Source organism: Kocuria sp. APC 4018 (genome assembly GCF_030407675.1).
In the GTDB taxonomy this organism is placed as follows: Bacteria; Actinomycetota; Actinomycetes; order Actinomycetales; family Micrococcaceae; genus Kocuria; species Kocuria rhizophila.
On the sequence record NZ_JASDCY010000072.1, the window covers coordinates 1 to 12,547 of the forward strand.

The 12,547-nt window shown below is 72.1% G+C and carries 11 protein-coding genes; 4 read left to right on the forward strand and 7 right to left on the reverse strand.

All coding sequences use genetic code 11. The features are described 5' to 3' along the window. Positions 1-250 precede the first annotated feature (250 nt). The 3 genes from QL985_RS10770 to QL985_RS10780 form a co-directional block, all read right to left on the reverse strand. A complete protein-coding gene (locus QL985_RS10770; RefSeq protein WP_259905858.1) occupies positions 251-1,288 on the reverse strand; it encodes an NAD-dependent epimerase/dehydratase family protein in 1,038 nt (345 codons plus the stop codon). A 125-nt stretch (positions 1,289-1,413) separates the two neighbouring features. Further along, positions 1,414-2,505 carry a DUF808 domain-containing protein gene (locus tag QL985_RS10775; protein WP_259905855.1) on the reverse strand — a complete coding sequence of 364 codons (1,092 nt, stop codon included), beginning with the start codon at positions 2,503-2,505 and terminating at the stop codon, positions 1,414-1,416. A gap of 40 nt (positions 2,506-2,545) precedes the next feature. After that, positions 2,546-3,166 carry a class I SAM-dependent methyltransferase gene (locus tag QL985_RS10780; protein WP_259905854.1) on the reverse strand — a complete coding sequence of 207 codons (621 nt, stop codon included), beginning with the start codon at positions 3,164-3,166 and terminating at the stop codon, positions 2,546-2,548. A gap of 142 nt (positions 3,167-3,308) precedes the next feature. Here QL985_RS10780 and QL985_RS10785 point away from each other — a divergent pair, with 142 nt between their 5' ends. Then, positions 3,309-4,154 (forward strand): sulfite exporter TauE/SafE family protein, encoded by an 846-nt coding sequence (locus tag QL985_RS10785; RefSeq protein ID WP_235012809.1) that lies wholly within the window; start codon positions 3,309-3,311, stop codon positions 4,152-4,154. Between the two features lie 152 nt (positions 4,155-4,306). Then, positions 4,307-5,764 (forward strand): MFS transporter, encoded by a 1,458-nt coding sequence (locus QL985_RS10790; RefSeq protein ID WP_039101370.1) that lies wholly within the window; start codon positions 4,307-4,309, stop codon positions 5,762-5,764. A 190-nt stretch (positions 5,765-5,954) separates the two neighbouring features. On the opposite strand, the gene QL985_RS10795 is transcribed toward QL985_RS10790, so the two are convergent. Together QL985_RS10795 and QL985_RS10800 are read right to left on the reverse strand one after the other, a co-directional pair. After that, positions 5,955-7,184: an MFS transporter gene (locus QL985_RS10795; RefSeq protein ID WP_059281797.1), complete on the reverse strand. Its 1,230-nt coding sequence runs from the start codon at positions 7,182-7,184 to the stop codon at positions 5,955-5,957. 160 nt (positions 7,185-7,344) lie between these two features. Further along, positions 7,345-8,094, reverse strand: a complete 750-nt coding sequence (locus QL985_RS10800) for a rhomboid-like protein (protein ID WP_259906331.1) — start codon at positions 8,092-8,094, stop codon at positions 7,345-7,347. A gap of 334 nt (positions 8,095-8,428) precedes the next feature. Between QL985_RS10800 and QL985_RS10805 the strand changes: the two genes are divergently transcribed. Further along, positions 8,429-8,968, forward strand: coding sequence for a gluconokinase (locus QL985_RS10805; RefSeq protein ID WP_019311059.1), 540 nt, complete (start codon positions 8,429-8,431; stop codon positions 8,966-8,968). Positions 8,969-9,107: 139 nt separating this feature from the next. On the opposite strand, the gene rlmC is transcribed toward QL985_RS10805, so the two are convergent. Beyond that, positions 9,108-10,244 carry a 23S rRNA (uracil(747)-C(5))-methyltransferase RlmC gene (gene rlmC / locus QL985_RS10810; RefSeq protein WP_259906333.1) on the reverse strand — a complete coding sequence of 379 codons (1,137 nt, stop codon included), beginning with the start codon at positions 10,242-10,244 and terminating at the stop codon, positions 9,108-9,110. 143 nt (positions 10,245-10,387) lie between these two features. Here rlmC and QL985_RS10815 point away from each other — a divergent pair, with 143 nt between their 5' ends. Further along, entirely contained in the window at positions 10,388-11,296 is a 909-nt protein-coding gene (locus QL985_RS10815; protein WP_223246108.1) for a hypothetical protein, read from the forward strand. Positions 11,297-11,359: 63 nt separating this feature from the next. Here QL985_RS10815 and QL985_RS10820 read toward each other — a convergent pair whose 3' ends face one another. Next, on the reverse strand, positions 11,360-12,529 hold the full coding sequence (locus tag QL985_RS10820; protein ID WP_259906335.1) for a PrsW family intramembrane metalloprotease: 1,170 nt from the start codon (positions 12,527-12,529) through the stop codon (positions 11,360-11,362). Positions 12,530-12,547 lie beyond the last annotated feature (18 nt).

Below are 12,547 nucleotides of genomic sequence, written 5' to 3' on the forward strand. Positions count from 1 at the left end.
GTTGTGGCCCCGACCGGTCAGCTCAGGCCCGGTCGCGGCGGTGGTCAGGCGTGCCGGGGGCGCACGTCCGTCCAGTGGAAGATCATGCCATCCCCCGATGTCCGGTCCGGGGATGCAAGGCGTTCTGACCTGCGGCGACTCCCCCGCCCGCGGTACGGACGGTGGGCTCAGGAAGCCGCGCGGGGCCCAGAGCGTGCGGCCCGGTTCTTTAGAGGTGGCGTGGGCCGCGGGACCGCGACGGACACCGCACTCATCCCGCCAGGCCCCGCTCCACCATGGATCGGGCGCCGTCCACCACGGCTGTGCCCCACGGGCGCGGAGAGATGCCCAAGAGTTCATGCTGGCGTGCAGTGGACACCCGCTTCACGGTCCCGAGGTCAGGGACCATGCTCCGGGCCGCCGGAACCACGAGTGCGGCGGCGCGAATCAGACCGGACGGGACGCGGCGCACGGGCCTGCCGGCCCGGGTCTCCGGGAACGTGGTGCGCAGCAGCTCGGCCACCTCCCGCAGCGGGGTGGCTGCCTCCTGCGAGGCCACCAGGATGCGCTGCCCGGCGGCGCGGGGCGCCCCCAGCGCGGAGATGTGCGCGGCGGCAACATCCCGCACGTCCACCAGCGGCACGGCCACGTCCGGGACGCCGGGCATCCTGCCGTTCAGCAGCATCTGCAGCATGTGGTTGGTCCCTGTGACCGCGTCGCTGAGCACGGGGCCCACCACGGCAGTCGGAAGCATGGTCACCAGCTCCAGCTGCGGGTGACGCTCCGCGAAGTCCCAGGCCGCCCGTTCCGAGAGCACCTTGCTCCGGCCGTAGGCGTCCATGCCGGGGCCGTCCAGGGGGGACCAGTCGGCCTCCGTGAAAACCCGGTCCACGGCCCCGTGCCCGAACCCCACGGCGTGGAACGCGGACGTCAGCACCACGCGCGGTGCTCCGGTGTCCGCAGCGGCCCGCAGCACCCGAAGCGCCCCTTCCCTGGCGGGGACCACGAGATCGTCCTCGTTCTCCACACGCCCCGGCGCCACCGGGGAGGCCACGTGCAGAACCCCCGCCGTTCCCCGGGTGGCGTCCAGCCACCCGTCATCCCGTGTGAGGTCCGCCGTGACGAACTCGAGCAGGTCCACGTTCTGCGCACCGGCACGCACCAGGATGCTCCGGGCCCGCCGCGCGCTCGACTCGGAGCGCACCGTGGTGCGCACGGGCCGCCCCGCGTGCAGGAGCTGGAGGATGCAGTGGCCGGCGATGAAGCCGGTGCCGCCCGTGACCAGGACGGGCTGGGTGTGGTATGCCATAGGCCCAGTATGGCCCGGAGGTCAGACGGTCCCCGAACACCCGCCACGAAAGGCACCCCGGGGAAACACCCGGTCCATGCCCCCGGCCCACCCGCGACCTGAGCGGTGGCCGGATCGGCGCGCGGTCACCGACCGGTGGAGGGATCCTGCGCCGCACTCGATCCCGAGCCGGCGCTCGGGGATCCGAGGTCGGAACCGTGGACAGGAGCCGCGGTCCCGGAGCCCTGGTCCTGCCGGAGCGCAGTGCCCTGGGCATCGGCCTCCGAGGCCGACGCGGCGTCGTCGTCGTGCTTCTTGCCGAACGGCAGGACGTGGACGATGCCCACGATGATCGCGCCCCAGATGACGCCGAGGACCAGGGCGCACACCGTCTCCACGAGCCACGCGAGCACGGGACCCACCACGGCCACGTGGTGCACGGCCTCGCTGAGGTGGTGGACGAGCTCCTCCGGGGCGGTGAACCCCAGCTCCGCCGTGCCCACCAGGATGATGTGTCCGCCGACCCACAGCATGGCGAACATGCCCACGATGGAAATCACGTTGAGGACCGTGGGCATGGCGCGCACCAGGAACTCGCCGAAGCGCTGGGACTTCTCCGAGTCCCGCTTGGCCATGGCCAGGCCGATGTCGTCCATCTTCACGATCAGGGCCACGACCCCGTAGACCAGGAACGTGATGAAGATGGCCACCGCGATCAGGATGAGTGTGCGGGCCAGCAGGGGCTCGTTGGCCACCTCGTTGAGGGAGATCACCATGATCTCCGCGCTGAGAATGAGGTCCGTGCGGATGGCGCCCGCGGTGATCTTCTTCTCCGCATCCGGGCCCTTTTCCGCTGCAGGCTTCTTCTCCGCGTGGCCCTTGGAGAACAGGTGCTCGCCGATGGCCTCCGCACCCTCGAAGCACAGGTAGGTCCCGCCGAGCATGAGCAGGGGCGTGAGCAACCACGGCGCGAACTCGCTCAGGATCAGGGCGATCGGCAGGATGATGAGCAGCTTGTTGCGCAGCGAGCCGATCGTGATCTTCTTGATGATCGGCAGCTCGCGGCTCGGGCTGATGCCCTCCACGTAGCGGGGGGTCACGGCGGTGTCGTCCACGACGACGCCCGCGGCCTTCGCGCTCGCCCGCCCGGCGGCCCCGGCAATGTCGTCGACGTTCGCGGCCGCCATCTTGGCGAGCGCCGCGACGTCGTCCAGCAGTGCGGCAAGTCCAGCGGACATGCGTGTACCTCTTCCCGTTCACCCAACACACGTGTGCGGGTCAAGCGTACGGGGTTTGCCCGGGAGCCTTCCCCAGAACGGTCACCATGAAGTCGCTGTCCTCGGTCCAGGGGCGCAGGTCCCACCCCGCCAGGGTGAGCTGGGGTGCCAGACCGGAGGCGGCGGCGTCGGCGAGGAAGTCTCCGGCGGGGTAGCCGCGTCCGGCGCCGAAGCCCACGACGGCGCGTCCCTCGTTCGTCAGGTGGGCGGCGAAACCGCGCAGCACGTCCCGGCGCGTGCTCTCCGCCAGGAACGTCATCACGTTGCCGGCGCACACGATGAGGTCGAAAGGGCCGCCCAGGTCCAGCTCGGTCAGCAGCGCGAGGTCCGCCACGCGGTATTCCGGCCCGGGGTGGTCTGCACGGGCGGCCCGGATCAGCTCGGGGTCCACGTCCACGGCCGTGACCGTGTGGCCCACCCCGTGAAGGTGGCCGGCGATCCGTCCCGCCCCGCAGCCGGCGTCCAGGATCCTCGCCCTGCGGGGGACCATGGCGTCCACGAGGCGCGCCTCCCCCACGATGTCCTCGCCGCGCCGCGCCATGGTGCGGAACCTGTCGATGTACCTCTGCGAGTGCCCCGGGTTCTGCGCCACCTGGGCCATCCACCTGCTCTGTTCCACCATGGGGCCAGGGTAGGCCCTGCCGCGGTGCCGCACGCCAGGACCGTCCTCCGCCGCTGCCAGGGCCGGGCCCGCCACCGGTCACGACGACGCCGCGGCGTCACCCCGGTGCGCACGGCCACGAGGGAGCGCCCCGTCTGAGAGCATGGACCCCGTTCACGGGGTTGCCGTGCACCGCACCACGGACCCCGCGCCATGCCCCGCCAACCGCACACGCGCGGCGTACCCCGAGGAGCAGCACATGAGCATCCTGCTGGCCGCCCTGGCCGCCGTCCTGGTGGGCACGATCCTGCAACGGGTCTCGGGCACCGGTGTGGGCCTCGTGGTGGCGCCCGTGCTGTCCCTGCTCATGGGACCGGGTGCCGGCGTGCTGGCCACCAACGCCGCCACCACGTGCTCCGGGTTCCTCATCACGCTCTCCGTGCGCCGGCTCGTGGAGTGGCGCCACGCCGCCGTCCTGGTGGCGGCCGCGGTTCCGGGCATCGTGGCGGGGGCCGTGGTGGTGCGCCACGTGCCCAGCGCGTGGCTGCAGGTGGCCGTGGGCTCGGTGGTGCTCGCGGGGCTGGCCATCACCCGCTTCTCCCCCGCCACCCCCTACGCTTCCCGACGCGCCACGGTGGTGCCTGCGGGCGTGATCGGCGGGTTCTTCAACGCCACTGCGGGTGTCGCGGCGCCGGCCATGGTCATCTACTCGCGAGTGACCCGGTGGGACCAGGTGCACTTCGCGGCCACCATGCAGCCGGTGTTCATGTCCATGGGGGCGCTCTCGGCCGCTTCCAAGCTGGTGGCGGGTGTGCACTTCGCCCTGCCCGTTCCGGCGCTCGTGGCAGTGGTGGCCCTCGTGCTCACGGTCCTGGCCGGGATTGCGATCGGGACATGGCTGGCCCGCCACATGTCCAAGGCGACTGCGCAGAAACTGGCCATGACGCTCGCGACCGTGGGCGGCGTCGTCGTGCTGGCCCGCGGAACCATCACCCTGCTGACCGCCTGATCCGGGCGACATGCCCCGCGCCTTCGAAACCGGCGAGCGCCTGTGAGTACCATGGCGTTTTCCTCCGCTCCTCCGGGGAACACGACCGGCTGAACTCTCCGGGCACCCCGGGTCAGCAGCGGCCCTTCCCCGAGACCTGAGAGGTGGAGCGCATGTCCGCACCCTCACCACAGTCCGCCGCAACCGCCGCGGACCCCGCCTCCGCGAGGAGCGCGCCCCGCGCGCTGCGCTGGCTGGCTGCCCCACCCACGGCCCCCCGGCTGCCGGAGGACGAGGTCGCCCGGAGCTACCCCCGCCTGCGCCTGCAGGTGTTCCTCGGGATCTTCATCGGCTACGCCGGGTTCTACCTGATCCGCAACAACATCTCCCTGATCGCACCCCTGCTGATGGACGAGGGCACCATCAGCACCGTGGGGATCGGCATCATCGGCAACGCCGTGCTGCTGGCCTACGGGTTCTCCAAGTTCTTCTCCGCGACCATCTCGGACCGCTCCAACGCGCGGTACTTCCTGCCGATCGGCCTGGCGCTGTCCGCCGTGGCGAACCTCGTGGTCGCGTTCGTCCCCGCGGTCTCCGCCTCGGTGGCGCTTTTCGCCTCGGTCATGTTCCTCAACGGCTGGGTGCAGGGCATGGGCTGGCCGCCGTGCGGGCGCGTGCTCGTGCACTGGTTCTCCACGAACGAGCGCGGCTGGAAGACCGCCATCTGGAACACCGCGCACAACGTGGGCGGCATGGGCGTGGGCGCACTGGCCGCCTTCGGCCTGGCCATCACGGGCGACTCGTGGCAGTCGGCATTCTGGGTCCCGGCTCTCGGCGCTCTCGTGGTCGCCGCGATCGCCTTCGTCATGGTCCGGGACCGCCCGGAAGCGGTGGGCCTGCCCCCGATCGAGGAGTACCGGGACGATCCCGCCAAGGTCGAAGCGGATGCGAGCGACCTCGAGGGGTCCTCCTACTGGGGGATCATCACCAAGCACGTGCTGCTCAACCCCACCATGGTGTTCCTGGCGCTGGCCAACGTGTTCATCTACTCCCTGCGCTACGGCGTGCTCAGCTGGGCACCCACCTACCTGGCGGAGCACCACGGCATGTCCCTGGCACAGGGCATCGCCGGCTTCTCCCTGTTCGAGCTCGCCGGGATCTTCGGCACACTGGCGTGCGGCTGGGTCTCGGACAAGGTGTTCCGCGGCAACCGCAGCTGGACCGGCATCGTGTTCATGCTCGGCGTGGGCGTGTTCCTGGTGGCCTACTGGCTCGCCCCGGTGGGCACGCCGTACTGGCTGCTCATGGTGTTCCTGTTCTTCATCGGCGCGTTCATCTACGGCCCCGTGATGCTCATCGGCCTGCAGGCCCTGGACATGTCCGCGCGCCACGTGGCGGGCACGGCCGCCGGCTTCACGGGCCTGTTCGGCTACGTCTTCGGCGCCACGCTCGCGTCCACCGGCGTGGGGTGGGTGGTCCACGAGTTCGGCTGGGGCGCCACCTACGGGCTGCTCACGCTGTCCGTGGTGCTGACAATCGCCCTGCTGCTGTGCGTCCTGCCGCGGGAGAAGCAGCTCATGGCGCACCACCGTTCGCTGAGCGGCACGGACGCCCAGGAGACCCGCTCCTGAGCCTGCCCCGTGCCGGGCGGCGCGCGTCCGCTGCGCCGTCCGGCCCCGGACCCTGCCATTTCGCGGACGACGCCGCAGGGCCAGAATTCCGGCGGTCACCGCACGGCGCGGTCGGTGTCCACGACCGACGACGCCGCACGCCCCGTGACCCGCGCCGGGTCCGGTGGCGTGCGGCGTCGTCGCGACAAGGTCAGGAGCGCCCGGCGGCGCCCGCCTCCACCGCGTCCAGGTCCCGGACCTCGTGGCGGCGGCCGTAGGCCATGATGCCCAGGCACAGGGTGGCGATCACGGCGCCGGAGGCGAACAGCCAGGGGTAGGTGGTGAACTCGGAGATCAGCGCGAGCACCATGGGCACGAAGAACCCGATGTAGGTGAGCGAGTAGAACACGGCGGTGAGCCCGGCGAGGTCGTCCGGGCGGGCGATCCGCTGGACCTCCTGCAGGCCGGAGACCAGCACGAGCCCGTAGCCGCAGCCCAGCATCGCGGAGGCCAGCAGCACCAGCGCGAGGTTCAGGGTGGCCGAGGCCAGCACCGCCGCGAGCATCCCCAGGATCACGGCGCACATCCCCACGGCGAGCGAGCGGATGGAGCCGTCCCGGTCCAGGCGCTTGCCCAGGGGCTGGATGAAGAACCCGAAGCCCAGCCCCACCAGGCACATCAGCCCGGAGAACGCGATCCCGTACTGCGGTCCCACCACGTCCGCCATGAGGGCGGGCAGGATCGCATAGGCAGAGGCCGCGCAGCCGAAGACCCACGGGGCGGAGGGCGCCACCACGAACCAGAAGCGGTGCTGCCGGGTGGCCGGGATCTTCAGGTCCGCCAGCAGCGGCCCGTGTGGGGGCGTGGCGCGCCGGGTCTCGGGAGCGCCGGCCACCAGGAACACGGCGGGCAGACAGATCGCCAGGTTGATCATGTAGGGCAGCACGGTCTGCAGGGGCGCGAACTGCGCGAGGGCCGCGGCCACCGCGGCACCGAGGGCGAACCCGGCGGTCAGGGACAGGGAGGCGCGACGCGCTCCCGAGACGCGCTCGGGGTGCTCCTCGTACGGTTTCTCGGAGAGCTCCTTGATCCAGGAGGTGCCCACGGCCATGCCGAGCCCGAGGGCCAGCCCGGAGAACACCCGGCCCACGAACAGCAGGAGCAGACTCTCGGCACCCACGGCCAGCAGGATGCTGCCCACCATGGCCAGCACCGGGGCCGGGATCATGAGCGTGCGGCGCCCGTGCCGGTCCGAGAGCGGCCCACCGATCAGCAGTGCGGGCACGATGCCCAACACATATGCCGCAAGGAGCATGTCAACGGCCACCTGCTCGTAGCCCTCAACCGTGCGGTACATGACCAGCAGGGGCGTGAACTCGTTGCCTCCCCACGCCACCGCCAGCAGCGCGGAACTGACCCTCATCCAGGGCTTGGTTCTCATGACGTCATTCCCTCGCAGTCACCCTCGGGGTGGGGGCCCGCCACCGGCGGCACGCGACCCCTGAACAGTGTCTGCATGCTAGGGCAGGGTGGGACAGGTCACAAAACTCGCCGGTAACAAATGGGGTCCAGAGCGGGACGGACCCTGCCGCGCCGGCTGGTCAGTGCTCGCTCTGGTAGAGCCGCCGGGCACGGACCCGCGCCTCGTGGTGGACCGCGGCCTCCGGGCGCACGAGCCGGCAGAACGCGAACCCCAGCAGCGCCGCCACGGTGTGCCCGATCGAGGACCAGTCGAGGTCCAGGAGCAGGCCCGTGGCGAGCAGCGCCACGAGCGCCCCGGCCCACAGCAGTCTGCGCAGCAGCGCTCCCCGGTAGGTGGCCAGCGCGGCGAGGGCGCAGAACCCGTAGCTCGCCCCCACGTCGATCAGCACGGGGGACGGCACGGGCAGCTCCGCGGTGCGGAACAGCCACACCTGGAGGTAGGCCACGGCCACGGTGGCGCCCACGTGCCCCAGTGCGAACCCTGCAAGAGTACGCTGCCATCCGAAGCGGTGCTCCAGGGGTGCGACCACCAGGCTGAACCCCACCCACCAGATGAGCAGCTCCACGGGGGACACGTACATGGCACTGCGCACGAGCACCGTCACCGGGTTGGTGCTGAGCTCGTGCAGGTTGGTGGACTGCTCCGCGAGGAACGCCTTGCGCAGCGGCTCGGAGGTGTTGGCCAGCAGCCACGTGGTGAACGTGAGCAGCGTGAGGTACAGGTACGTCAGCGGGGCCCGGCGCACCCATTCCTTGACCGGCTCACCACGGCGCAGCCACCACGCACTGATCCTGCGGAACCCGGGCCAGGCGTGGTCCACGGCGTAGAGGAACCCCACCACCAGCAGCACGAGCGCGAGAGTGATCACGGGGAAAGTATGCGCCCGTGGTGCACGCCCCGGCACCGGAGTCGCCTCCACCCGGGACACCGTGCCGCCCTCGGCTCGGCCAGCACGGTGGGCCGTCGGGGAGCGGGGGGTCGTGCACAGCCGGCCCGGCGGCGTCGTCGCCCCGTCCCGTTCGTACACGCCCGTCTCGCACGAAGGCCCCCCGGCGTGGCAGGGTTACCGGGTGACCTCGTGGTCACGCTCCGTCTGAGAGGAACACCGTGAACGACGACGACGTCCGCACCGGCCCCGCACCCCGGGACTCTGCCCCGCAGGGCCCGGCAGCACACCCGGCACCCACCACGGGGGCCGGGGCATGAGCCGGGTGCGCGAACCGTTGCCACCGCTCGTGGTGGTCATGGGGGTCTCGGGCTCCGGCAAGACCACCATCGGCACGCTCGTGGCCCACGAGCTGGGGGTCGAGTTCATTGACGGGGACAGCCTGCACCCCCTGGAGAACGTCCAGAAGATGGCCGCGGGCACCCCCTTGGACGACGACGACCGCTGGCCCTGGCTCGAGATCGTGGGCCGCACCCTGCACGAGCACGGCGAGCGCCGCGAGGGCCTCGTGGTGGCGTGCTCCGCGCTCAAGCGCGTCTACCGCGAGCGCATCCGCTCCCAGGCGCCCTCCGCACTGTTCCTGCACCTGGACGGCACCGTGGAGGTGCTGACCCGGCGCATCGAGGGTCGCAGCGGGCACTTCATGCCGGCCGCGCTGCTGGAGTCCCAGATCGAGACCCTGGAGCCGCTCGCCCAGGAGGAGGGCGGGTACGTGCTCAACATCGACCAGCCCGTCGCGGACATGGTGGACGACGCCGTCACGAGGCTCCGCGCACTCGTGGCCGCACAGTCCTGAGCGCGCCGGCCTGACCGGATCGTCCGGGCCGAACCCTCCCGGCGGAAGGTCTCGGGGCCGCGGGACGGAATCGACGGGGCGGACGCGCGCTGCCCCCGGGCCCGGCGGCGTCGTCCTGCGCCGGGCGCCGCCTGGCCCCTCAGCCGCGCCGCAGCAGCACCGCCACCTCGTAGTGCCCGGTGTGGGGGAACATGTCCAGCAGCCGAGCCTCCACGGGGCGCAGGGACGGCATGCGGGCGAGGTCGCGCGCGAGGGTCGTGGCGTTGCACGAGGAGTACACCGCGTGACCCACGGACGAGGTCTCGAGCCACGCGCACAGGGAGGCGTCCAGACCGCGCCGCGGCGGGTTGACGATCGCGAGCTCCGGGGTGCCGGGCAGGTCCGCGGGGGTCGCGGCGGCGTCGTCCGCCAGGAAGCGCACGGAGCCCGGGCCGTCCTGCGGCAGTCCCATCGCCCGGGCGGTGTCCCGCGCCGAGGCCACGGCCTCCTCCGAGATCTCCGTGCCCACCACCTCGCGCCCCGGCCCGGCCACGTGCAGCGCGAAGCCGCCGACGCCGCAGTACAGGTCCCACACGCTGGCGGGCCCCACGGCGTCCACCCACTGCGCCACCTGCCGGTACAGCTGCTCGGTCACGGCCGTGTTGGTCTGGAAGAAGGAACGCGGCCGCACGCGCAGGTCGATCCCGTTGAGGCCCATGACCAGCTCGCGCTGCTCGCTCAGCAGGATCTCCTCGGGGCCCTCGATCACCGCTTTGTGCTCGGGCTGGATGTTCACGGAGACCACCTCCGCCGCGGGCACCAGCTCGCGCAGCAGGTCCAGGTTCTCGGCGACCTTGGGCAGCTGGCGGGTGCTGCGCAGCACGAAGCGCACCATGAGCCGGCCCTCGGGGCTGCCTGTGACGATCACGTGCTTGATCTCCCCGCGGCGCTTCGCGACGTCGTAGGGCAGCAGCCGCACCCGCCCGATGAACTCCGCGAGCGCGTGCAGGGCGCGCGTGACGGGTTCGGGGTACAGCGGGCAGTCCCGGAGGTCCACGCCCGCCGCGCCGTCCAGGATGCCGAGCGTGGGCGCCCCCACCTCACCGGCCACCACCATCTTGGCCTTGTTGCGGAACCCCCGCTCCGCCGAGGCCACCGGCTCCAGCCACCGCGGCGCACCGTGCGCGTCCACGAGCTCCCGCACCAGCTCCTGCTTGCGGGCCAGCTGCCGCGCGTACGGGACCTCGATCACCGTGCAGGACCGGCACTCACCCCGGTCGTAGTATCCGCATTCCACCCGCCCGAGTGTACGGCGGGCCTCCCCTGCCGGGCACGACGACGGCGCACGGCCGGGTGGGGTGCCCCTCCACCGTGTGTGGCGCGGGCCCGAGGATCGTGGCACCGTGAGGGCATTCGCCGCCCACCCCGAGGACCACAGCCATGAGCAACCAGCGCCCCTCCCCCGCCGTGATGCGGGGCCGCACCGATCCCGCGCGGGACGTGCGTCCGGTGGACTACACCTCGTGGCGCCCGTCCCCTGCGGCCCCGGGGATCGCCGGCGAGGAGGGAACGGAGACCACCGCGGCACGGAACGCGGCAGAACGGGGCACGCGGGCGGCGTCGTCCCCCGCGGCACCCGGAGCTGCGGCGCACGTGGCACCGGGCGGGACGCCCAAGCCGGGACCCGGACCTCGCCCGGCGCCCGCGGTCACCGTGGGAGACGCACCCCGCGAGCTGACCGTGGACCCGCAGCTCGCGGCCATGGTCGCGCGGCTGCGGTCCGGGGTGGCCCCGGTGACGGGCACGCCGGAGAACGCGTTCTACACGGTGGACTCCGCACCGGGGCAGGAGCGGGAGCTGGACGTCCCCGCGGACGGGGTGGACGTGCACGGTGTGTGGGACGTGGGCGAAGACGCCCTGCGGGCCGTGGTGGCGGACCCCGAGGACACGTGGACCGCGGACCTGGGCCGCACCGACTACTACGTGCGCGGCCCGCTGTGCGTGCAGGTCACGCGCGCGGAGCACCGCGTGGTGGGGATCTACCGCAGCGGCTGGGCGATCGCGCGCCGACCGGACGAGACCTGGGCCGACACCCCCGACTCCCTGGAGCGCACGGGTGCCAAGCCCGGCGGCAGCGGCACGCGCTACCCCACCAACCGCCGGGAGCTGCTGGAACGGCTGCGCGCGGCGGGCTTCGAGGTCACCACCTCGGGGCCCACGCACGGCAAGATCACCCACCCGGACGTGCCCGGCCGGTTCCTGCCGTTCTCCTCCACACCGTCCTCGCAGCGCTACGGGCGCCACGTGGTCACCGCGGTCAAGCGGGTGTTCGGCATCGACGTGCGGTGAGCCGGGCCCGGGAACCAGCACGGTCCCCGGGCCCGGCCCACGGCGTTGCCCGACGACTGCCCGTCAGACGGACGCCGGCAGCTCGTCCACGCCGGTGCCGCGGCGCCCCCACGCCTGCAGCACGTCCAGGTAGCCCGCGCGGGCGCGCCGGGCCTGCTTCACGGCGCCACGCCCCCCGGCCTTGCGGGCCTCTTTGAGCCCACGACGCCGCTGCGTGCGCGTGCCCACCGCACTCGTCACCGCGGGCTGCCCGTACTCGGCCGGGAGCTCCCGGGCCAGCGGCGACCCGCGCAGCTCCTGCTCCGCGCGCGCGAGGTACTCGCGCTCCTGACGCCACGCGATCCGCGCCACCAGCACGAAGCACACCAGCGCCAGCACCACCTTGACCGGCATGCCCAGCCACGGCAGCGCCGCCACCGGAGGAGCGTTCCAGAGGAAGTGCAGCACCCACCCCAGGGCGTAGAGCCCGGTGAATGCCGAGATGCGCACCATCATGGAGCAGTGCTTCACGGTGCGGCCCAGAAGATATGCCACCCCCACGCCGATGATCGCGGAGTACAGCCAGTGGGAGGAAATGCCAATGGTGCTGCGCAGCAGCGTCACACTGAAAGCACCCGAGAAATCACTGTTCGCATCCGTGGGCGCATTGTTCGCGGCATAGGAGACATTCTCGAAGATCTGGAACCCCAGACCCACGAACGCCCCCACCAGCAGTCCGTGCATGGGCCGGGTCAGCGTGCGGGAGGCCACCAGCATGATCACGAGCACCCCGATGGTCTTGCTCCACTCCTCGCTGCTGGGCCCCGCGAACGCGGCCCCCCAGTCCGCGCCCACTCCCCACGGGAGCAGCTTGGCCGCGAGCTCCAGGATGTGCTCGTTGGCGTGCCCCCCGAGCCACGTGGGAACGGTGGCCCCGAACACGGTGGCCAGCAGCAGGATCCACGGCCGACGCGCCCGGTACGGGTCCGCCCACAGCACGATGACGGCGAACAGCACCAGGGTGAGCGCGAAGATCGGGGCGATCGCCAGCAGCGAGTCCTTCGCGGTGGTGAAGGACTTCGCCACCGCCAGGGACACCCCGGTGGTGCCCAGTGCCACCAGCACGCAGAACAGCCACCACACGGCCGAGCGCGGGCGGAAGAACTCGTGGCCGTACCCGGGTCCGTCCTGAGCGGCCGTGACTCGCACGGCGGGGCGGGCCGGGGCCGCGGGGGTTGCGGTCGCGGTGCTCATTGCGCGCCCTCCTTCCTC